This is a genomic window from Phreatobacter sp. (assembly GCF_027532945.1).
Taxonomy (GTDB): domain Bacteria; phylum Pseudomonadota; class Alphaproteobacteria; order Rhizobiales; family Phreatobacteraceae; genus Phreatobacter.
In genome coordinates, this window is sequence record NZ_JAPZTZ010000003.1 from 178738 (window position 1) to 198503 (window position 19766).

Annotated in this window: 21 protein-coding genes and 1 pseudogene; 19 read left to right on the top strand and 3 right to left on the bottom strand. The window is 68.0% G+C overall.

Annotation, left to right across the window (positions count from 1 at the left end; translation table 11 throughout):
• Nucleotides 1-4 precede the first annotated feature (4 nt).
• The 3 genes from O9344_RS01965 to O9344_RS01975 all read left to right on the top strand — a co-directional run bounded on the left by O9344_RS01965 (nucleotide 5) and on the right by O9344_RS01975 (nucleotide 3326).
• Nucleotides 5-307 carry a hypothetical protein gene (locus O9344_RS01965; protein ID WP_298472136.1) on the top strand — a complete coding sequence of 101 codons (303 nt, stop codon included), beginning with the start codon at nucleotides 5-7 and terminating at the stop codon, nucleotides 305-307.
• A gap of 364 nt (nucleotides 308-671) precedes the next feature.
• Complete coding sequence (gene rpsA / locus O9344_RS01970; protein WP_108173941.1) at nucleotides 672-2378, top strand: 30S ribosomal protein S1; 1707 nt, start codon at nucleotides 672-674, stop codon at nucleotides 2376-2378.
• Between the two features lie 231 nt (nucleotides 2379-2609).
• A complete protein-coding gene (locus tag O9344_RS01975; protein ID WP_298472139.1) occupies nucleotides 2610-3326 on the top strand; it encodes an outer membrane beta-barrel protein in 717 nt (238 codons plus the stop codon).
• A 7-nt stretch (nucleotides 3327-3333) separates the two neighbouring features.
• Here the strand turns inward: O9344_RS01975 and O9344_RS01980 are convergent, their stop codons facing one another.
• The gene (locus O9344_RS01980) at nucleotides 3334-4311 is read right to left on the bottom strand and encodes a tripartite tricarboxylate transporter substrate binding protein (RefSeq protein ID WP_298472141.1); all 978 of its coding nucleotides are present in this window, start codon (nucleotides 4309-4311) and stop codon (nucleotides 3334-3336) included.
• Between the two features lie 166 nt (nucleotides 4312-4477).
• On the opposite strand from O9344_RS01980, the pseudogene O9344_RS01985 reads away from it, so the two are divergent.
• Nucleotides 4478-5857: pseudogene (locus tag O9344_RS01985) on the top strand (class I adenylate-forming enzyme family protein); the annotation flags it as partial.
• A 36-nt stretch (nucleotides 5858-5893) separates the two neighbouring features.
• Here O9344_RS01985 and O9344_RS01990 read toward each other — a convergent pair.
• Complete coding sequence (locus tag O9344_RS01990) at nucleotides 5894-6481, bottom strand: transglycosylase SLT domain-containing protein (protein ID WP_298472143.1); 588 nt, start codon at nucleotides 6479-6481, stop codon at nucleotides 5894-5896.
• Between the two features lie 255 nt (nucleotides 6482-6736).
• On the opposite strand from O9344_RS01990, the gene O9344_RS01995 reads away from it, so the two are divergent.
• Both O9344_RS01995 and O9344_RS02000 read left to right on the top strand, forming a co-directional pair.
• Complete coding sequence (locus tag O9344_RS01995; RefSeq protein ID WP_298472145.1) at nucleotides 6737-7375, top strand: MBL fold metallo-hydrolase; 639 nt, start codon at nucleotides 6737-6739, stop codon at nucleotides 7373-7375.
• A gap of 117 nt (nucleotides 7376-7492) precedes the next feature.
• On the top strand, nucleotides 7493-8566 hold the full coding sequence (locus O9344_RS02000; protein WP_298472147.1) for a YbhN family protein: 1074 nt from the start codon (nucleotides 7493-7495) through the stop codon (nucleotides 8564-8566).
• Nucleotides 8567-8570: 4 nt separating this feature from the next.
• On the opposite strand, the gene O9344_RS02005 is transcribed toward O9344_RS02000, so the two are convergent.
• Nucleotides 8571-9803, bottom strand: coding sequence for a glycosyltransferase (locus tag O9344_RS02005; RefSeq protein ID WP_298472149.1), 1233 nt, complete (start codon nucleotides 9801-9803; stop codon nucleotides 8571-8573).
• 131 nt (nucleotides 9804-9934) lie between these two features.
• Between O9344_RS02005 and O9344_RS02010 the strand changes: the two genes are divergently transcribed.
• The 13 genes from O9344_RS02010 to O9344_RS02070 all read left to right on the top strand — a co-directional run bounded on the left by O9344_RS02010 (nucleotide 9935) and on the right by O9344_RS02070 (nucleotide 19752).
• Nucleotides 9935-10513 (top strand): NAD(P)H-dependent oxidoreductase, encoded by a 579-nt coding sequence (locus tag O9344_RS02010; protein ID WP_298472151.1) that lies wholly within the window; start codon nucleotides 9935-9937, stop codon nucleotides 10511-10513.
• Nucleotides 10510-11223 carry an orotidine-5'-phosphate decarboxylase gene (gene pyrF / locus O9344_RS02015; RefSeq protein WP_298472153.1) on the top strand — a complete coding sequence of 238 codons (714 nt, stop codon included), beginning with the start codon at nucleotides 10510-10512 and terminating at the stop codon, nucleotides 11221-11223. The genes O9344_RS02010 and pyrF overlap by 4 nt, the downstream gene beginning before the upstream one ends.
• A 93-nt stretch (nucleotides 11224-11316) precedes the next feature.
• On the top strand, nucleotides 11317-11631 hold the full coding sequence (locus O9344_RS02020) for a hypothetical protein (protein WP_298472155.1): 315 nt from the start codon (nucleotides 11317-11319) through the stop codon (nucleotides 11629-11631).
• A 122-nt stretch (nucleotides 11632-11753) separates the two neighbouring features.
• Nucleotides 11754-12725 (top strand): signal peptide peptidase SppA, encoded by a 972-nt coding sequence (gene sppA, locus O9344_RS02025; RefSeq protein WP_298472156.1) that lies wholly within the window; start codon nucleotides 11754-11756, stop codon nucleotides 12723-12725.
• Between the two features lie 46 nt (nucleotides 12726-12771).
• Nucleotides 12772-13056, top strand: coding sequence for an integration host factor subunit beta (locus tag O9344_RS02030; RefSeq protein ID WP_108173930.1), 285 nt, complete (start codon nucleotides 12772-12774; stop codon nucleotides 13054-13056).
• A gap of 1 nt (nucleotide 13057) precedes the next feature.
• Complete coding sequence (locus O9344_RS02035) at nucleotides 13058-13399, top strand: LapA family protein (protein ID WP_298472159.1); 342 nt, start codon at nucleotides 13058-13060, stop codon at nucleotides 13397-13399.
• 7 nt (nucleotides 13400-13406) lie between these two features.
• The gene (locus tag O9344_RS02040) at nucleotides 13407-14366 is read left to right on the top strand and encodes an ornithine cyclodeaminase family protein (RefSeq protein ID WP_298472161.1); all 960 of its coding nucleotides are present in this window, start codon (nucleotides 13407-13409) and stop codon (nucleotides 14364-14366) included.
• Between the two features lie 52 nt (nucleotides 14367-14418).
• Nucleotides 14419-15081, top strand: a complete 663-nt coding sequence (locus tag O9344_RS02045; RefSeq protein ID WP_298472163.1) for a phosphoribosylanthranilate isomerase — start codon at nucleotides 14419-14421, stop codon at nucleotides 15079-15081.
• Nucleotides 15081-16298 carry a tryptophan synthase subunit beta gene (gene trpB / locus O9344_RS02050; protein ID WP_298472165.1) on the top strand — a complete coding sequence of 406 codons (1218 nt, stop codon included), beginning with the start codon at nucleotides 15081-15083 and terminating at the stop codon, nucleotides 16296-16298. The genes O9344_RS02045 and trpB overlap by 1 nt, the downstream gene beginning before the upstream one ends.
• Nucleotides 16295-17131 carry a tryptophan synthase subunit alpha gene (trpA, locus tag O9344_RS02055; RefSeq protein ID WP_298472167.1) on the top strand — a complete coding sequence of 279 codons (837 nt, stop codon included), beginning with the start codon at nucleotides 16295-16297 and terminating at the stop codon, nucleotides 17129-17131. Before trpB ends, trpA begins: the two co-directional genes overlap by 4 nt.
• Nucleotides 17132-17179: 48 nt before the next feature.
• Nucleotides 17180-17446, top strand: a complete 267-nt coding sequence (locus O9344_RS02060; protein ID WP_298472170.1) for a hypothetical protein — start codon at nucleotides 17180-17182, stop codon at nucleotides 17444-17446.
• Between the two features lie 28 nt (nucleotides 17447-17474).
• On the top strand, nucleotides 17475-18368 hold the full coding sequence (gene accD / locus O9344_RS02065) for an acetyl-CoA carboxylase, carboxyltransferase subunit beta (RefSeq protein ID WP_298472172.1): 894 nt from the start codon (nucleotides 17475-17477) through the stop codon (nucleotides 18366-18368).
• A 61-nt stretch (nucleotides 18369-18429) separates the two neighbouring features.
• Nucleotides 18430-19752: a folylpolyglutamate synthase/dihydrofolate synthase family protein gene (locus O9344_RS02070; protein WP_298472174.1), complete on the top strand. Its 1323-nt coding sequence runs from the start codon at nucleotides 18430-18432 to the stop codon at nucleotides 19750-19752.
• Nucleotides 19753-19766 lie beyond the last annotated feature (14 nt).

The window sequence follows — 19766 nt, forward strand, 5'->3', positions numbered from 1 at the left end:
CGCGATGTCCGACCCACACAAGCCGGAGCCCCCGCAGCACATTCTCGGCGACATGGGCTTCGATTTCGTCGCCGCCCCACCGGAGCAGCCGAGGGTGCGCTGGGGCGACATCATGACCATCCCCGATCGCGGCTCCGGCGCCGAGCCGCGGCTTGAGGCTCGGGTGCTCATGTACCCCGACAAGTCGCGCTTCTTCGTCCACTATCCCTCGGGCAAGGAAGAGATTCTCTCGGCGGCGCAGTTCGTCGCCTTCGTGCTGGAGCTTAAGCGCTCGCACCGGTTCAGCTTCGACCGCAAGCGCAGCTGAGGCATTCCGCGCGCTTGTCGCGGCCTGCTCTTTCCTGTATTGGCGCTCCATTCGGCAGATCGACCCATGGTCGGACCTGCTGGCAACGCAGAGGTGAAGTTCGCTTCACCCGGGTTCGGCCGAGCGCCCTGCCCGCCTCGCGTCCTCGCCGTGGCCCCCGACGGGCCGCCGCCTCAGGACGGGGTCCGTCGCCGGCTCCGTCCCGGTCCGCCGCGATATCCAAGCCGCCTTCCGCCTGGGTTGCGCCCGCGAGCCGTCTTCGGCCGCGTCCGGTCGTGATTCAAAGCCCCTCGTCCGGCCCTCGCGGAGCCGGCGGCCACCATCAACCCCGGCGCAGCAACGGGCCCTCAAGGACGACCACTCCATGGCGAATGCCGAAAGCATGAATCCCTCCCGCGACGATTTCGCCGCGCTCCTCGCTGAGAGCTTCAGCAAGACCGAGATGAACGAAGGCTCGGTGGTGAAGGGCACCGTCGTCGGGATCGAGAAGGATCTCGCCATCATCGACGTGGGCCTGAAGACAGAGGGCCGCGTGGCCCTGAAGGAGTTCACCGGTCCCGGCCGCGAAGGCGACATCAAGATCGGCGATGTGGTCGAGGTCTATCTCGAGCGCGTCGAGAACGCCCTCGGCGAGGCCGTGATCTCGCGCGACAAGGCGCGCCGCGAGGAAAGCTGGGTCAAGCTCGAGAAGGCGTTCAACGCCGGCGAGAAGGTCACCGGCACGATCTTCAACACCGTCAAGGGTGGCTACACCGTCGACCTCGACGGCGCCGTGGCCTTCCTGCCGCGCAGCCAGGTCGACATCCGTCCGATCCGCGACGTCGGCCCGCTGATGAACTCGCCGCAGCCGTTCCAGATCCTGAAGATGGATCGCCGCCGCGGCAACATCGTGGTGTCGCGCCGCACGGTTCTCGAAGAGACCCGCGCCGAGCAGCGTCACGAGCTCGTCCAGAACCTCGAAGAGGGTCAGGTCATCGACGGCGTGGTGAAGAACATCACCGATTACGGCGCCTTCGTTGATCTCGGCGGCATCGACGGCCTGCTGCATGTCACCGACATCGCCTGGCGCCGCGTCAACCACCCGTCCGAGGTGCTGACGATCGGCCAGACCGTGAAGGTCAAGATCGTCAAGATCAACCACGAGACGCACCGCATCTCGCTGGGCATGAAGCAGCTGCTGGACGATCCGTGGCAGGGCATCGAGGCCAAGTACCCGATCAATGCCAAGTTCAAGGGCCGCGTCACCAACATCACCGACTACGGCGCCTTCGTGGAGCTGGAGCCGGGCATCGAGGGCCTCATCCACGTCTCCGAGATGAGCTGGACCAAGAAGAACGTCCACCCCGGCAAGATCGTCTCCACCTCCCAGGAGGTCGAGGTCGCCGTGCTCGAGGTCGACTCGTCCAAGCGCCGCATCTCGCTGGGCCTCAAGCAGACCCTGCAGAACCCGTGGGAGGCCTTCATCGAGCGCCACCCGATCGGCACCGTCGTCGAGGGCGAGGTCAAGAACAAGACCGAGTTCGGCCTGTTCCTCGGTCTCGAGGGCGACGTCGACGGCATGATCCACCTGTCCGACCTCGACTGGAACCGTCCGGGCGAGCAGGTCATCGACGAGTTCAAGAAGGGTGACATCGTTCGCGCCCAGGTTCTCGACGTCGACGTGGAGAAGGAGCGCATCTCGCTCGGCCTGAAGCAGGTTGGCTCGGATCCGTTCGCGGATGCCGGCGAGCTGCGCAAGGGCCAGGTCGTCACCTGCGAGGTGATCGAGGTGAAGGAAGGCGGCATCGACGTGAAGATCGTCGGCACCGACCTCACCGCCTTCATCAAGCGCGCCGAGCTCGCCCGCGACCGCGGCGACCAGCGTCCGGAGCGTTTCGCCACCGGCGAGAAGCTCGACGCCCGCGTCACCATGTTCGACCGCAAGGCCCGCAAGGTCCAGGTGTCGATCAAGGCGCTGGAAGTGGCTGAGGAGAAGGAAGCCATGGCCCAGTTCGGCTCGGCCGACTCGGGCGCCTCGCTCGGCGACATCCTCGGCGCGGCCCTCAAGGCCCGCACCGGCGACAAGAAGTGATTGCCCGGGGCTGATGCCCCGACGCTTTCTGGTCAAGCCCCGCGCGGAGCGATCCGCGCGGGGTTTTTCTTTGGCCCCAATCGCTTTGCCGCAACCTCGACTGTTGCCGGCGGGCATCATTCGCCCGTTACGGTCATCGTGTACCGCAAAGCAACTTGCCTCCATTGTCCGTGTTGCGGATAAGGAAGGCGACAGTGCATGCCCTCGCCCCCCTCACCTCAATGGGCCCGGATGCTCCGTTTCAGCTTCCTTTCCGGTGTCGCCCTCTGCGCGCTTCTTGCGCGCGATGCATCGGCGCAGCCGCTGCCCGCGCCCGCCGCCAACTGGACGGGCGCCTATGTCGGCGGGGTGCTCGGTGTCGGCGTGGCCAGCAATCGCTGGACGGATGAGAACCTTGCTTTTACCAGCTTTTCAGCAGAAGGCGGGTCCCGCACCATTTCCGCGACGGGTCCGCTGTTCGGGACATTCGCTGGCCATAACTGGCAGGTTACGCCTCATTTCGTCGTCGGTGTCGAGGGCGACCTGACCTATACGGCCGGCTCGGGCGGGTCGCGGGCAACCGTTTCGGGAGCCAACATCCTGTTCGCGACGCGATCCGGTTTCGTTGGATCGCTCCGTATCCGGGCCGGTGTGCCTGTTGATCGCCTGCTGCTTTACGTGACCGGCGGCATAGGCATCGGCCAGGTAGACACCAGAAGCATCAACACATCGGCTTTGGGGTCCCCGACCATTTGGGCCGAGAACCAAATGCGCGTTGGCTGGACGTTCGGCGGTGGCGTCGAGTATCTCGTCTCGCGCCATTGGTCTTTCCGCTTCGAGGCGCTTTACACCGACCTCGGCAGCGCCCGTCTCACCTCGCGGCCCGGTACGACCACCCCCCCCACCAAGTTCATGCGGGTGAAGTCCAGCCATACCCAGGTGCGCACCGGCTTCGCCTACCGGTTCTGACGGCCCTTCAGTCGATCCTGAGCCCGATCTCTGCCACCAGAGCCTGAACCTCGCGGCTCTGGGCGAGAATGCGATCCTTGAAAGGACCTGCTGGCAGCGGCGCCGCCTCGACGCGGGCGCGGCCGGCTGCGCCGCGGAACACCGGATCGGCGGCGGCGGCGAGGCAAGCCGCCTCGATCGCCGCCCGCACGGGCTCGGGCACGCCCTTCATCACGTAGATGCCGGCGAAGGAGGCGAGCGGCGGCGGCTGGCCCATCTCGACGATGGTCGGGATATCCGGCTGTTCAGTGTAGCGGTGGGTGCCGAGGATCACGAGGTGGCGGACGATATCGGGCTCATAGGAGCCGGGAGCGAGCACGGCCGCCTCGAGTTCGCCGGTCAACAGATCCTGCACCAGCTGGCCCTGCGAACGATAGGGAATGTCGAGGAAGGTGAGGCCGTACTGCCGGGCCAGGATGACCATGAGCAAATGGGTCGCCGAACCCGGCCCATAATGGCCGAAGCGGATCCGCCCCGGCTCGGATCGCGCCCGGTCGAGAAACTCCGCGAAGGTCGTCGCCGGACTGCGGCGGCTCGCCACCACGGCGAAGGGCGTCTCGTAGAGCTGACAGACGGGGGAGAAATCATCCAGGGTGAACGCGACGCGACGGCGGATGTGAGGCTGGATGGTGAACTGGCCCGGCCCACTGAAGAGCCAAGTCGTCCCGTCGGCCTCGGCCTGCGCCATCTCCGACAGGGCGATGAAACCCGCCGCGCCATCGCGGTTGACCACCGGCGGGCGCTGGCCGATCACCGGCTCGAGCGCTGCCGACAGAGCGCGCGCCATCACGTCGAGGGTGGTACCGGCTGAGAACGGCACGATGATGCGGACAGGCCGCTGCGGCAAGCCGGCCGATCCCGCATGGACCGTCGGCATGCCCCAGCCAATGGCCATCGCCGTGCCGCAGAGCACCTGTCGCCGGTTGATGACCGGCCCAAGCCCCATGCCCCGACGATCCTGCCCCTGTTCCGCCACGTCACGCGCTCTTGCCGGCCGACCGTCTCCGTCTAGCATGGCGCGTGCCGCCGGTCCCACCGGCGGGTACCACCATACGGTGCGACCGATGATCTTCGCCGAAGCCGCCATGTTCTAGGGGCGCGCCACGCCCCACCGCCCCGCCCTCATCTGGGCCGACCGGGTGGTGACCTATGGCATGCTGGCGGACGGCATCGACAGGCTGTCGCGGCGCTTCCATGCCGAGGGCGTGCGTGACGGCGAGACCGTGGCGATGATGCTGGACAGCCCTGTACGGGACGTCATTGCGACGCTCGCCTTGCTGCAACTCGGTGCCGTGACCGCCTCGATCCGACCCGACCAGTTGGCCGAACTGCCGCGAATGGGGGCGACGACCCTCGTCACGACCGCCGCTCACCGGCAGGGTGAAGGGCCGCGACGCCTCGTCCTTGGCGAGGACTGGTTCGCCCCAACGGACCTGCCGGCGCCTCCCACCTCGCCCGATCATGATCATCCCGGGCGCATCTGCCGCATCGCCACCACATCCGGCACGACCGGCATGCCGAAGCTCGCCGCCGCGACGGTCGGCGAAACGCAGGCCCGCATTCGCACCAACATCCTCTGCCACTGGGACCAGGGATCGGGCCGCAGCCTGCTGCTGGTCGGCACGGTCATGCTCTGGGGCTTCAACGAGGTTCTCCGCCACATCCTCGCCGGCATGACGATCTGCTTCGCCACGTCCGGTGAAGAGGCGCTCCAGGTCATCGACCTGTTCAAGGTCGAGTCCATTTTCGCCGCCCCGCAGCAGGTCCGCGCCTTGCTTTCTGCCATGGACGAGGTGCCCGGCACCTGCGAGAGCGTGCGGTTTATCGGCTTTGCCGGCAGTCTCGTGACACCCGTCTTCGTCGACGAGATCCAGCGGCGGATCTGCCGGACGGTGGCGATCAGCTATGGCTCCTCGGAAGCCGGCAAGACCGCAGCGGCGCCCTTCGAGCAGCTGCGGGCAACGCCCGGCGCGGTCGGCTACGTGTTGCCGGGACGGCGCGTCGAGGTGGTGGACGATGACGACCAACCGGTGCCGGCGGGCAGCGAGGGCCGCATCCGCATCATGGCGGTAGCGGGCGGACGGCCCTACACGCCGGGTTCGCTGCATCCGGATCGATCGGAAGACTGGTTCTATCCCGGCGACATCGGCCGTCTCACGGCAGAGGGGCTCCTCATCATCACCGGGCGGAGCGACGAGGTCATCAATGCCGGCGGCAACAAGATCGCACCGGACCGCATCGACCAGGTCATGGCCCAGCGACGCGACCTTGTGGATGCGGCGGCCTTCGGCGTCATCGGACCATCGGGCATCCCGGAGGTATGGATCGCCGTGGTGCCACGCGGACCTCTTGATACGGCGGAGCTGATGGACTGGTGCGAGGCGCGGATGCCCGACATCCCCGTGGCGCGGATTGTCGAGGTCCACGGCATCCCGCGCACCGCCATGGGCAAGGCCGAGCGTGCCCGCGTGAAGGCCATGGCGGGCGGCTGAGGCGGCGCGGCGACAGGGCCGCCGCGCCGGATCGGCTCAGAGGCTCGCCATCAGCTGCGTGACGCGGGCCGAATAGGCCGTACGACCACACGAGGCGCCGAGGCCGCGGTTGTGGAGCGCCGCGGCGCCCGAAGCCGAGCCGCAGCGCTGGTAAGCGACGGCCAGGTGGCGCATGCCCCATTCGAGACCGGCACCGCAGGAGTTCAGCGCCGAGGCCGGGCCGGTATAGCCGAGGCCGCGGGCGGTGGCAGGCTTGATCTGCATAGGTCCGAGCTCGCCCTGCCGACCGCGGGCCTGGCAGCGCATGTTGCTCTCCAGCCGGGCGACTGCGAGGGCGAGGTTGGCAGGAACGCCGTGGCGGGCGGCCACTTCAGTGACGCGGCGGCGGATGGATCCCATCTCGCTGGGCTCGGCGACGGCGGGAACGCCTGCGGCGGTCGCGGTCCGCGCCGGACGGGCAGCCGGCGCCGGCTGGCCAGCAGCATAGAGCTGCGCCCAGTTGGCGTCGGCGCGATCGGCCTCGCTGGCCTGCAGGCGATGGGAGGAAAGAAGAAGGCCAGCGGCCCCAGCAACGACAGCAACGGCAATGGCATTTCGCTGCGCAAAAGCGCGAAGTTTGATCATGTCTTTTTGTTGTCCTCAGTAAGATCAGCCGCGCCGATCGCATCAGGCAACGACTATCGGAGCTTCACCCGCCTCAATGATCGAATGCGCTCTGCGACTGTTCGATCGACGGCTCGTGGGTGAGCGGTGACGGAGGGGTTATAGACGTTCCTCGTGGTGCATTGCAATAAAGTTGTCTTGCAGTTCATGACAGCTGACTTGCGCTTGCCGCGGCGCGCCTCGCGCCTTAAGCCGGACGGGACCAGGAGAAAGCCCATGGCGACGTTGAAGGTTGCGATCGTTCCGGTGACCCCGTTCGAGCAGAATTGCTCGATCGTCTGGGACGCCGACACCATGCGGGCGGCCATTGTCGACCCTGGCGGCGACCTGCCGCGCATCCAGGGCGCCATCGCCGATCTCAAGGTGCTGCCGGAGAAGATCCTGCTCACCCACGGCCATATCGACCATGCCGGCGGCGCGGCCGAGCTCGCCGAACTGCTTTCCATCCCGATCGAGGGATCGCACGAGGACGACGCGCCGCTGCTCGCCAATCTGACGGCCCAGGCGCAGCGCTTCGGCCTGCCCGGCGTGCGGCCGGTGACGCCGACGCGCTGGCTCAAGGAGGGCGACACCGTCACGGTCGGCGGTCTCACCTTCGACGTGCTGCATGTGCCGGGCCATGCGCCGGGCCATGTAGTCTATGTCCACGCCCCGTCGGAGTTCGCGCTTGTCGGCGACACGGTGTTCCAGGGCTCTGTCGGCCGCACCGACCTGCCCGGCGGCGACCACGACCTGCTCATCCGCGGCATCAAGGAGAAGATCCTGCCGCTCGGCGACGACTTCACCGTCCTGCCCGGCCACGGTCCGGCGACGACGTTGGAACGCGAGCGCAAGAGCAATCCGTTCCTGCAGTGACGCGGCGCGCGTCCGATCACACGACTGTCGCATGACATGGGCCAGTAACCTGGCCCGTGCTACTTGGCCCTTCCCGCGCGATTCCGCATCGCGCCGACCGCGAGACCGAGCCGCCCCGTGATCAAGACCACGATGGACTTCCTGCGCGACCGCATCGGGCTGAAGCGCATCCTGCTCGTCGTCGCCGTCGCGATGCTCACCACCGCAGGCTATGTGCTCTTCACCAAGCTCCGGCTGATCGACTGGGCCAAGGTCTGGGATGCGATCGGCCAGATCGGCACGCCGACCCTGGTGCTGGCCGGCCTTTTCACCGCTGCCGCCTATGCGACCCTGACCGTCTACGACTATTTCGCCACGCGAACGATCGGCCGTGAGGATATCCCTTACCCCGCCTGCGCCATCGGTTCGTTCAGCAGCTATTCCATCGCCCACAATCTCGGCGCGACGGTCTTCACCGCCGCCGTGGTGCGCTACCTCGTCTATTCCCGCTACAAGATCACCGGCCCACAGGTGGTGAAGATCTGCTTCATCGCCGGCCTGACCTTCTGGCTCGGCAATGCAACCGTGCTCGGCCTCGGCTTCGTGCTGGAGCCCTGGGTGGTGACGCCGGTGGTGGCGCCGCTCGGCATAAGCGGCGACATGGTGCGCGTGGTCGGCGTCCTTATCCTCGCCGTCCTTGCCGGCTGGCTCTTCTTCGTCTCCCGCCCCCGCCAGTTCGGTTCGGGCACGTGGCAGATCAAGCTGCCGACGGCGAAGCTCACCTTCCTCCAGATGGTCATCGGTATCGTCGATCTCGCCTGTACGGCGATGATCCTCTATGTGCTGCTCATGGCCATGCCGAACGCCCCGCCCGCGCCTTTCGTGGCGGTGGCGGTCATCTTCTGCTCGGCCATGCTGCTCGGCTTCGCCACCCACGCGCCGGGCGCGGCGGGCGCTTTCGAGGCGACGCTGCTGGTCGCCCTGCCGCCGCTCGGCTTCACGGCGGAGGCCGTTGTGGCGGCCTTCATCCTGTTCCGCCTGTACTATTTCATCGGGCCCTTCGTGCTGGCGCTGATTGTCGTTGCGATCCGCGAGTTTGCGGGAGGCCGGGCCTCACTCGACCATCTGAAAGAGAGCATGGCGGTGATCCGCGAGGCGGAGGCGAGCCAGGAGGCCGCCAAGGCGGGGGCGAAGCCCGGCACCCAGGCCTGACAGGTCAGCGGCCGGATAGAGCCTCCACCCAGGCGATCTGGCGCGGCAGCGCGACCTCGGCCAGGTCGTAATCCCGCACGATCCGCCGCCGCGCCGCGACGCCGAAGCGCTCCCGCCGCGGTCGATCGGCGACGAGCGCCGCCACCGCCTGGGCCAGCCCCGGCGCATCGAAGAAATCCACCAGCTGCCCGTCCGTGCCGGAGGTGATCACCTCGCGGACCGGCGCCGTGTCGCTGGCGACGACGGCGCAGCCGCTGCTCATCGCCTCCAGAAGGCTCCAGCTCAGGACGAAGGGATAGGTGAGGTAGACGTGGACCGTCGATACCTTCAGGAGCGCCAGGAAGCGGTCATAGGGGACCTGGCCGAGATGGTGGATGCGTGCGGCCTCCGATCCGGACAGGGCCGGCCCGATCTCCCTGGCCATGGCCTGTTTCCAGCTCGTCCCGTCCTCGCGCGGCACGCCATAGCTGACGCCCTCCTGCCCGACGATGACCACCTCGGCATTGGGCCGAGCCTTCAGCAAGGCCGGCAGGGCACGCATGAAGACATGGTAGCCGCGATAGGGCTCCAGGCTGCGCGAGACGAAGGTGATGACCTCGTCGCGCCGGCTGAGGAGGCGGCCGTCGAGGGCAAAGGTCGCGCCGGGGTCGGGGGCGGCCGCTGCCGTGTCGATGCCGTCGTGGATGACGGCAATGCGCGACCGGAAGCTCTCGGGATAGGTGCTTGCCTGCCAGTGGGTCGGCGCAATAGCCGCGTCCGCGCCATCCATGGCGAGAAGCATGGCGGCATTCCTCAGGGTGACGCGGCTCGCTTCGGCCTCCGTGACCACGGAGGTCTCGGGGTCGAAGCCCACATCGGCGCCCTCGCTCCGATAGAAGAACTCGCCATAGAGGCCGATGCGGGCCTTCGGCCAGACATGCCTCAGGAAAAGGCTTTCGCCCCAGCCGGGATGGGCAACGATGACGTCGGGTGAAAAGCCCTTGTCGCGCAATTGGAGCGCCGCCCGGAAACAGGCCTCGCCGCGGATGACCTTTGTCTCGAAATCCCCGGCCCAGGGATGGATGCCGCGGCTCGACCCGCGGGTGACGGCATAGGTGACGACACGCACGCCCTTCAGCGCGGCGGGCGCCTGCCGACGCAGCGTCAGGGCTACGACCTCGTGGCCGGCAGCCGCGAGCGCGGGGGCGAGATGCTTGAACTGGGCCGGAAAATTCTGGTGGACGAAGAGGACTTTCATGCGATGCGCTACCGGCTGACCTGTCCCATCAAGCCCGAGCGGGCCGGCTCTGTCGAGGCGGCATGGCCGCGCGTTTACGCGCCGGGCGTGCGCCGCTACAAGGGCCCGATCTCACCGATCGGAGAACGGCCTTGGTCCGCATCCTCGTCTTCGCCGGCTCCATCCGTACGGGCTCGTTCAATGCGCGCCTTGCCGCCGCCGCTGCGCGGGAGCTCGCTCTCCTCGATGCCGACGTGTCGCTGGTCTCGCTCGCCGATTATCCGATGCCGATCTATGACGGCGATATCGAAGCTGCCGAGGGCGTGCCGGAGAACGCGCTCAAGCTGAAGCGCCAGTTCTGCGCCCACCAGGGCATCTTCATCGCCGGGCCCGAATACAATGCCGGCATGACGCCGCTCCTGAAGAACGCCATCGACTGGGTGAGCCGTGTCAGGGAAGAGGGCGAGAAGCCGCTTGCCGCCTATCACGGCCGCGTTTTCGCCCTCGGCTCGGCCTCGCCCGGCGGCTATGGCGGCTTCCGCTCGCAGATGGCGGCCCGCCAGGTGCTGGAGCTCGGCTGCGGCGCCCTGGTGATCCCGGAGAGCTGCGCGGTGGCGGCAGCCCACCAGGCCTTCGACGAGGACGGCCATCTCAAGGATGAGCGCACGCGGGCCATGCTCGTCGCCTGCTGCCGCTCGCTCGTCGCGACCGCCCGGAGCCTCGCCCCATGACCCTGCGCAATCTGGACCCGCGGCAAAGGCTCTTCGTCGCCCTCGACCTGTCGAGCCTCGGCGAGGCCGAGCGTCTGGTCGATCGCCTCGGCGACACGGTGACGCACTACAAGATCGGCTACCGGCTCGGATACGCCGACGGCCTCGCCTTCGGGCGGGAACTCGCTGCGGCCGGCAAGACCGTGTTCTTCGACCTCAAGCTCCACGACATCGACAACACGGTGCGCGAGGGCGTGGAGTCGGTCGCGCGCATGGGCGCCCATTACCTCACGGTCCATGCCTATCCGCAGACCATGAAGGCGGCGGTGGCGGGCCGCGCGGGGACGGGCCTGAAAATCCTCGCTGTGACCATTCTTACCTCCTGGAACGACCTCGACTGCGCGGAAGCGGGCTATTCCGGCACGGTTTCGACGCTGGTTCCGATGAAAGCGCGGCAGGCCGCGGCCATCGGAATCGACGGCATCGTCTGCTCGGCGCAGGAAACGGCGCAGTTGCGAGCCGTCGGCATCCCGCCCGCCATCGAGTTCGTGACGCCAGGGATCCGGCCCTCAGGCTCCGCATCTGGCGACCAGAAGCGCATCGTCACGCCCGCTGACGCCATTCGCGGAGGTGCCGACCGTCTCGTCGTCGGACGGCCGATCACGGCGGCCGCCGACCCCGTGGAGGCCGCACGCGGAATTTTGATCGAGATCGATGGGGCGGCGGCGTAAGAGCGTGTTAAGGTCTGAAATCCCTTATGGGGTCGATGTGCGCGTTCACCCGAGCCTTCCGCCTCGGCGGAGACCAGATGAAAGGCGTTGTCCATGAACCGACCTGACGCAAACCGTCGTCTCGGCCCGATCGCCACTCTGTTCATCGCTCTCACCGGCGTCGCCGGCGGTCTGGTTGTCGCCCTCTACAGCTTTGTGCAGCTTCGCACAGCCTGGCTTGAGGGCGTCTTCGCTTTCGGCGACCCGGCGCGGACGCGCATCGATCTCGACTATGAGAGCGAGCCGCTGAGCTACATTCTCGCGATGTCCGCGCTCTATCCGACGGCCATCGTGGTCGGCGGGGGCCTGGCCATTGTCTGCGCCGTCATCGCCTATAAACAACTGGCCGGTCGCAGCCGGGCGCGCTGATGCGCCCGCCTTCTCCAGGGTGACACACGATTGCGGCGGCGGGCGATGCCTGCCACGCTTGCGCTGGCCCTGTCCGACAGCTACCTCAGGCCCACCGACCCGGCGATGAGAGGGAGCTCCCGATGCCGCTCGAGACGGATGCCGTGCTTGATCGTCGGCTCCTGCGCCGCAAGGTGACCTTCTGGCGCGTCCTCGCCATCGGCGTGGCGGTGATCGCCGTGCTGGCGGTCGGCCTTGTCGGAGCCCAGCGTGCAGGCTGGCTCGGCTCCCTCGACCACGTGGCGCGCGTCGAGGTGCGTGGGGTCATCACCCAGAACGCCAATCTCATCCGCACGATCGAAGGGCTCGGCCGCAACCGCAACGTCCGCGCGGTCATCGTCACCATCGATTCCCCCGGCGGCACGGTCGCGGGCTCCGAGGCGCTTTACACCGCCATCCGCGGCGTGGCGGCGGCCAAGCCGACCGTCGCCGTCATCGAGGGCACGGCCGCATCCGGCGGCTACATCGCCGCCATCGGCGCCGACCACATCGTCTCCCGCGAGACCTCCGTCGCCGGTTCCATTGGCGTCATCGCCCAGTTCCCCAACGTTGTCCGCCTGCTGGAGACCATCGGCGTGCGGGTCGAGGCGATCCGCTCAACCCCGCTCAAGGCCATGCCGAGCGGCGTCGAGCCGACGAGCCCGGAGGCCCTTGCGGCGCTGCGCGAGATCATCACCGACAGCTATGTCTGGTTCCAGCGCATCGTGAAGGATCGCCGGGGCCTCACGGACGCCGAGCTCGCGACCGTCGCCGACGGCCGGGTCTTCGTCGGCACGCGCGCCCAGCGGCTCAAGCTGGTCGATACGATCGGCGGCGAGCGCGAGGCCCGGACCTGGCTCGCCAGCAAGGGGGTTCCGACCGAGATGCGCGTCCAGCTGCACCGACCCGCGGCGCGAACGGACCTTACCTGGTTCGGAGCGGCGGCAAGCGGCCTTGCCGAGGCGGCGGGCCTGACGGAGTGGGCGGAAAACCTTCGCTCATCCTCCCTGGCGGTCCAGGTGGAGCGGACGTCGCTTGACGGGCTGCTGGCGCTCTGGCAGCCTCCAACCCCATGATAGATTTTGCATTTTCAGGGAGCGGCGCGACGGCGCCTTTGACCCCATGATCAAGTCGGAACTCGTCCAGAAGATCGCCGAGCAGAACCCGCAGCTCTATCAGCGGGACGTCGAGAACATCGTCAACGCCATCCTCGACGAGATCGTCGCGGCTCTGGCCCGCGGTGACCGGGTCGAGTTGCGCGGCTTCGGCGCCTTTTCCGTGAAGGCGCGCCAGGCGCGCGTCGGCCGCAATCCGCGCACCGGCGAGCATGTCTCTGTCGATGACAAGGTCGTGCCCTTCTTCAAGACGGGCAAGGAAATGCGCGAGCGACTGAACAAGGGCGCCTGACATGCGCCGCGCCCTCAACTGGCTGATAGTCCTGCCATTCGCCCTCGTCGCCATCGTGGTGGCGGTGGCGAACCGGACGCCGGTGACCCTGTCGGTCGATCCGTTTACGCGGGACTCCACTGCCTTTTCGATCACCGCGCCGCTCTTTGCGGTGGTGATCCTCGCGGTCATCCTCGGCGTGATCGTCGGCGGTATTGCGGTGTGGTGGAAGCAGGGCCGCTATCGCAAGCGCTGCCGCGTTGCCGAACAGGAACTCGCCGAGGCGCGGCGCGAGATCGACACCCTGCGCCGCGACAGCCGTCCTGCCGGCCCCCTCGCCTTTCTCGACCGTCCGGCGGCCTGAGCCTCCCATGCGCATCATCACCGCCGCCGAAATCGCCGGCGCCCTGACCCATGGCGCGCTGGTGGACGCGCTTGCCGACGCGTTTCGCTCCGACATCACCGTGCCGCTGCGCCATCACCACCCGATCCCGCAGCCTGATGGCGCGCCGGAGGCCATGCTGCTGCTGATGCCGGCCTGGACGCCGCCGGGCGAAGGCGCCTTCGTCGGCACCAAGCTCGTCTCGGTCTATCCTGGCAACGGTGCCCGCGGCCTTCCCTCGATCTATGGCAGCTATGTTCTGTGCAACGGCGAGACCGGCGCACCGCTCGCCATTCTCGACGGCACCATGCTGACGGTGTGGCGTACGGCCTGCGCTAGCGCCCTCGCCTCCCGCTTCCTGTCGCGCAAGGATGCCTCCAGCATGGTGATGGTGGGGGCCGGGGCGCTCGCCCCTCACCTTATTCGCGCCCATGCCGCCGTGCGCCCCATCCGCAACGTCGCGCTGTGGAACCGCTCGCGTGAGAAGGCCGCGGCCCTCGCGGACGGGCTGGGTCGCACGGTGCCCGGCGTCTCCATCACGGTCGCCACCGACCTGCAGGCGGCGGTGGAGGAAGCCGACATCGTCAGCTGCGCCACCATTTCCGCCGAACCGCTGGTTTCCGGCGCCTGGCTCAAGCGCGGCGCGCATCTCGACCTCGTTGGCGGCTACACGCCGGCCATGCGGGAGGCCGATGATGCGGCGGTGACGCGCTCCAGCCTCTTCGTCGACACCCGCACGGGCGGCCTGAAGGAGGCCGGCGACATCGTCGATCCCATCCGCCGCGGCATCATTCGCACCGAGGACGTGCGCGCCGACCTGTTCGACCTGTGCCGTGGCCGCCATGCCGGCCGTGCGAGCCGCGACGAGATCACGCTGTTCAAGTCGGTCGGCACGGCGATCGAGGACCTCGCGGCGGCCATCCTTGTCTGGCGATCGCTTCCCGTTTGAGCGGATGTCACGGGGAGTATCCTTCGCCGGCCGAAGGGACTAGAGACGGGCCATGCCCCTCCTGGTGAAGATCTGCGGCCTGAAGACCATGCGCGACGTCGACGCCGCCATCGGCGCGGGCGCCGACATGATCGGCGTGGTCTTCTTCCCCAAGAGCCCGCGCAACGTCTCGCTGGCCACCGCCTGTGCCCTGTCGGGGCGCACCTGCGGCCGGGCGGGCGTCGTCGCGCTGGCGGTCGACCCTGACGACGATTTTGTCGCCGCGATCATGGCGAACCTGAAGCCCGACCTCATCCAGCTCCACGGCGCCGAGACGCCGGAGCGCGTCGCCGACATCCGCCAGCGCTTCGCCGTGCGCGTCATGAAGGCGATCGGTGTCGGCGCGGCGGAGGATCTGGCGCAGGTGCCGGCCTATGCGGCGGTCAGCGACATGCTGCTCGTCGATGCCAAGCCGCCGAAGACGCCGGACGGGCTTCCCGGCGGCAACGGGCTCACCTTCGACTGGCGTCTCGTCGCCGGCCTTGACCCCGGCCGTCCCGTCATGCTTTCCGGTGGCCTCCATCCCGGCAATGTGGCGGAGGCGATCCGGCTGACCCGATTGCACGGCGTGGACGTATCGTCGGGTGTGGAAAGTTCTCCGGGCCGCAAGGACCCGGACAAGATCAGGGCCTTCGTCGAGGCCGCCCGCCTGACCGAGGCCGAGGGAGTATGGTGATGAACGCGCCGGTGAAGCCCAATTCCTTCCGGTCGGGTCCGGACGAAAACGGCCGTTTCGGTATCTATGGCGGCCGTTTCGTCGCCGAGACGCTGATGCCGAACATCCTGGAACTCGAGAAGGCCTATAACGAGGCCCGTAACGATCCTGCCTATCTCGCCGACATGGCGAACCACCAGACGCATTTCATCGGCCGTCCGAGCCCGCTCTATTTCGCCGAGCGGCTGACCGAGCATCTCGGTGGCGCGAAGATCTACCTGAAGCGCGAGGAGCTGAACCACACCGGCTCCCACAAGGTGAACAACGTCCTCGGCCAGATCCTGCTGGCCCGCCGCATGGGCAAGAAGCGCATCATCGCCGAGACCGGCGCCGGCCAGCACGGCGTCGCCACCGCGACTCTCTGCGCCCGCTTCGGACTCGAATGCATCGTCTATATGGGCGCGGTCGACGTCGCCCGGCAGGCCCCCAACGTCTTCCGCATGAAGATGCTCGGCGCCACCGTGGTGCCCGTCCAGTCCGGCGCCAAGACCCTCAAGGACGCCATGAACGAGGCGCTCCGCGACTGGGTCACCAATGTCGAGACGACCTTCTACTGCATCGGGACGGTCGCCGGCCCGCACCCCTATCCGTCGATGGTCCGTGACTTCCAGTCGATCATCGGCAACGAGACGCGCGAGCAGCTCCAGGCCCAGGAAGGCCGCCTGCCCGACAGCCTCATCGCCTGCGTCGGCGGCGGCTCCAACGCCATCGGCCTGTTCCACCCGTTCCTCGACGACCCCTCGGTCGCCATGTACGGCGTCGAGGCGGCCGGCCACGGCCTCGACAAGCTGCACGCCGCCTCGATCTCCGGCGGCAGGCCGGGTGTCCTCCATGGCAACCGCACCTATCTGCTGATGGATGCCGACGGGCAGATCCAGGAGGGCCACTCGATCTCGGCCGGCCTCGACTATCCCGGCATCGGCCCGGAGCACGCCTGGCTCAACGATATCGGCCGCGTCACCTATCTCTCGGCCACCGACGACGAGGCGCTGGAAGGCTTCCAGCTCCTGTCGAAGGTCGAGGGCATCATCCCGGCGCTGGAATGCGCCCATGCCATCGCCAAGATCGCCGAACTCGCGCCGAAGCTGCCGAAGGACCACCTGATGGTGATGAACCTCTCGGGCCGCGGCGACAAGGACGTGCCGCAGGTGGCCGAAATCCTGGGGACCAAGCTTTGACCACCCGCCTCGACACCCGCTTCGCCGCCCTCGCGCAGGAAGGCCGCGCCGGCCTCGTGACCTATGTCATGGCCGGCGATCCCGACCGCGAGACCGCCCGCGCCATCCTCAAGGGTCTGCCGGCCGCCGGCGCCGATGTCATCGAGTTCGGCATGCCCTTCACCGATCCGATGGCCGATGGGCCGTCGATCCAGGCGGCGGGCCTCAGGGCGCTCGGTGGCGGTCAGACGCTGGCGAAGACGCTCGAGGACATTGCCTGGTTCCGCAAGGATGACCCGGCGACCCCCATCGTGCTGATGGGCTACTACAACCCGATCTACATCTATGGCGTCGACCGCTTTCTGATCGACGCCAAGGCCGCCGGCATCGACGGCCTCATCGTCGTCGACCTGCCGCCGGAAGAGGATGCCGAGCTCTGCATCCCCGCGCTGAAGGCGGGCCTCAACTTCATTCGCCTGGCGACGCCGACCACCGACGACAAGCGTCTGCCGACCGTGCTCGGCAACACCTCGGGCTTCGTCTACTACGTCTCGATTACCGGCATCACCGGCGCCGCGACTCCGGATTTCGGCAAGACCGCCGAGGCGGTCGCCCGCATCAAGCGGCACACGGCGCTGCCAGTTGCCGTCGGCTTCGGCGTGAAGAATGCCGAGCATGCGAGCGCCGTGGCGCGCGGCGCCGATGCGGTGGTCGTCGGTTCGGCGCTTGTCGAGGCGCTGAAGGGGTCGCTCGACGGCGAGGGCAAGGCAACGGCCCGTTCGGTCTCCGCCGTGACCGATCTCGTCGCATCCATCGCCGCGGGCGTCCGCCATGCCCGCAAGGCCGCGGAGTGATGCGCAGCGCCTCGTGATTGGCTATATTGGCCGCGAGGAGGCTTGGTCATGAGCGAGCCCGAGAACCTGATCCTGGCGCATCTGCGTGAGCTGCGGGCGGATATGCCCGCCCGCTTCAACGAGCTGGATGCGAAGTTCGACAAGCGGTTCGAAGCGATCGAGACCCGCTTGGACAAGCTCGACGCCAACGCCGTCAAGTTCATGCGCTCTTTCATCGGCCATCGCAGCATGATCGAACGCACTTTCGCCAGTTTCGAGGTTCAGCTCGAACAGCTTGAGGCGCGCCTCACCCGTCTGGAACGCGCCGGCGCCTGAGCGCCCTCATCTTTCGCCACGAGGCCCCATGAACTGGATCACCGACGTCCTGCCGCCGCGCATTCGCTCCTTCCTGAAGCGCGACACGCCGGAGAACCTGTGGATCAAATGCCCGGAGACCGGGCAAATGGTCTTCCACAAGGACCTGGAGAGCAATCTCTTCGTCATCCCCGGCTCGGGCGTGCACATGCGCATGGGCTCGACGGCACGGCTGAAGTCAATCTTCGACAACGGCACCTGGTTCGACGTGCAGCTGCCTGAGGCGCCAGTCGATCCGCTGAAATTCCGCGACGAGAAGCGCTATGTCGACCGGCTGAAGGACGCCAAGGCCAAGACCGGCCTCGCCGACGCGATCAAGGTCGGCTACGGCAAGCTCGAAGGCCTGCCGGTCACCGTCGCCGTGCAGGACATGGACTTCATGGCAGGCTCGCTCGGCACCGCGGCGGGCGAGGCCATCATCCGCGGCATGATGACGGCGGTCGAGAAGAAGACGCCCTTCATCATCTTCACGGCCTCGGGCGGTGCGCGCATGCAGGAGGGCATCCTGTCGCTCATGCAGATGCCGCGCACGACGGTCGCCGTGCAGGCGCTGCGCGATGCGCAGCTGCCCTATATCGTCGTACTCACCAACCCGACGACCGGCGGCGTCACCGCGAGCTATGCCATGCTGGGCGACGTGCACCTTGCCGAACCGGGCGCGCTCATCGGCTTTGCCGGCCCGCGCGTCATCGAGCAGACCATCCGCGAGAAGCTGCCCGAAGGCTTCCAGCGCGCCGAGTACCTGAAGGACCACGGCATGGTGGACCTCGTCGTCCATCGCCACGACCTGCGCGCGACGCTGGCCCGCCTCTGCCGCGTCCTCACCAAGGCGCCCGCACCGGCTCCGGCCGAGGTCCCCGCTCCGGTCGCCGTGGCGTCCTGACCCTTTCCTGTCCTTCATGGGGGTGCGCCGCGACGTGCGCCCTCGTCGCTGTCGAACGGCCATGACGGTTCTCGCTCCCCCCATCGCCGAGATTCTCGACCGGCTCGCCAAGCTTCACCCGAAGCTGATCGACCTGTCGCTCGACCGGATGACCGGGGCTCTCGCCCGGCTCGGTGACCCGCATCTCGCGTTGCCACCGGTGATCCATGTCGCCGGCACCAACGGCAAGGGATCCACCTCGGCCTTTGCGCGCGCCCTCCTGGAAGCCTCGGGGCGGACGGTGCATGTCTACACCTCGCCGCACCTCGTGAAGTTCAACGAGCGCTTCCGCCTCGGCGCGCCCGGCGGCGGCAAGCTTGTCGATGACGAAACCCTCGCCGACATCCTGCTCGAGGTGGAGCGGGTGAATGCGGGCGAGGCGATCACCCAGTTCGAGATCACCACGATCGCCGGCCTGATGCTCTTCGCCCGCCACCCCGCCGATGCGGTGATCCTCGAGGTCGGGATGGGGGGCCGGTTCGACGCCACCAATGTCGTGCCGAGACCGGCGGTGAGCGTCATCACCCCCGTCTCGATCGACCATGCGGAATTCCTCGGCGACACGATCGGCAAGATCGCCGGTGAGAAGGCCGGCATCCTCAAGCGCGGCCGGCCGGCGGTCATCGCCCGGCAGGAGCCTGAGGCCATGGCGGTGATCGAGGCGGCGGCGGATGCTGCCCGCTCACGCCTCTCTGTCTCGGGCCTCGACTGGTTCGCGCGGCTGGAGAACGGCCGCTTTGTCTATCAGGACGACGATGGGCTGGTGGATGCCCCCCCGCCGCGCCTGCCCGGCGCACACCAGGCGGAGAATGCCGGCACGGCCATCGCGGCAGTGAAAACCGCTGGCTTCGCGCTCGACGAGGCCGCCATCGCCCGCGGCCTGCAGACTGTGACCTGGCCGGCCCGCCTCCAGCGCCTCACTGGCGCGGTGGCCCAGGCCCTGCCAACGGGCGCAGAGGTCTGGCTCGATGGCGGGCACAATCCCGGCGGCGGCGAGGTCCTGTCGGCCGCCATCGCCGCCATGCAGGCGCGCCAACCGCGGCCGCTGGTGATGATCGCCGGCATGATCTCGACCAAGGATCCGCGCGGCTTCCTGAACTTCTTCCGCCCCTTCGCGCCGAAGCTCCTCGCCGTGCCCTTCGCTTATCCGGCGGCACTGTCAGCCGATGCCCTCGCCGTTGCGGCGCGCGACATCGGGCTCGACGCGCGGGCCATGCCGAGCCTCGACGCGGCGCTGGCCGCGGTCAAGACCGAACCGGGCGCCCTGCCGCCGCGGGTGCTGCTCACCGGCAGTCTCTACCTCGCCGGCGAGGTGCTGAAGCAGGACGGCTGGACGCCATCCTGACGGAACCGCGGCGT

Excerpts from the sequence above, each read along its gene's own strand:
- O9344_RS01995 (WP_298472145.1), top strand. The coding sequence starts at position 6,737 with ATGGCGACGTTGAAGGTTGCGATCGTTCCGGTGACCCCGTTCGAGCAG.
- trpB (WP_298472165.1), top strand. The coding sequence starts at position 15,081 with ATGAACGCGCCGGTGAAGCCCAATTCCTTCCGGTCGGGTCCGGACGAA.
- O9344_RS01990 (WP_298472143.1), bottom strand. The coding sequence starts at position 6,481 with ATGATCAAACTTCGCGCTTTTGCGCAGCGAAATGCCATTGCCGTTGCT.
- O9344_RS02060 (WP_298472170.1), top strand. The coding sequence starts at position 17,180 with ATGAGCGAGCCCGAGAACCTGATCCTGGCGCATCTGCGTGAGCTGCGG.
- O9344_RS01980 (WP_298472141.1), bottom strand. The coding sequence starts at position 4,311 with ATGGGGCTTGGGCCGGTCATCAACCGGCGACAGGTGCTCTGCGGCACG.
- accD (WP_298472172.1), top strand. The coding sequence starts at position 17,475 with ATGAACTGGATCACCGACGTCCTGCCGCCGCGCATTCGCTCCTTCCTG.
- O9344_RS02070 (WP_298472174.1), top strand. The coding sequence starts at position 18,430 with ATGACGGTTCTCGCTCCCCCCATCGCCGAGATTCTCGACCGGCTCGCC.
- sppA (WP_298472156.1), top strand. The coding sequence starts at position 11,754 with ATGCCGCTCGAGACGGATGCCGTGCTTGATCGTCGGCTCCTGCGCCGC.
- O9344_RS02020 (WP_298472155.1), top strand. The coding sequence starts at position 11,317 with ATGAACCGACCTGACGCAAACCGTCGTCTCGGCCCGATCGCCACTCTG.
- rpsA (WP_108173941.1), top strand. The coding sequence starts at position 672 with ATGGCGAATGCCGAAAGCATGAATCCCTCCCGCGACGATTTCGCCGCG.
- O9344_RS01975 (WP_298472139.1), top strand. The coding sequence starts at position 2,610 with ATGCTCCGTTTCAGCTTCCTTTCCGGTGTCGCCCTCTGCGCGCTTCTT.
- O9344_RS02005 (WP_298472149.1), bottom strand. The coding sequence starts at position 9,803 with ATGAAAGTCCTCTTCGTCCACCAGAATTTTCCGGCCCAGTTCAAGCAT.
- O9344_RS02040 (WP_298472161.1), top strand. The coding sequence starts at position 13,407 with ATGCGCATCATCACCGCCGCCGAAATCGCCGGCGCCCTGACCCATGGC.
- O9344_RS02030 (WP_108173930.1), top strand. The coding sequence starts at position 12,772 with ATGATCAAGTCGGAACTCGTCCAGAAGATCGCCGAGCAGAACCCGCAG.
- pyrF (WP_298472153.1), top strand. The coding sequence starts at position 10,510 with ATGACCCTGCGCAATCTGGACCCGCGGCAAAGGCTCTTCGTCGCCCTC.
- O9344_RS01965 (WP_298472136.1), top strand. The coding sequence starts at position 5 with ATGTCCGACCCACACAAGCCGGAGCCCCCGCAGCACATTCTCGGCGAC.
- O9344_RS02045 (WP_298472163.1), top strand. The coding sequence starts at position 14,419 with ATGCCCCTCCTGGTGAAGATCTGCGGCCTGAAGACCATGCGCGACGTC.
- O9344_RS02035 (WP_298472159.1), top strand. The coding sequence starts at position 13,058 with ATGCGCCGCGCCCTCAACTGGCTGATAGTCCTGCCATTCGCCCTCGTC.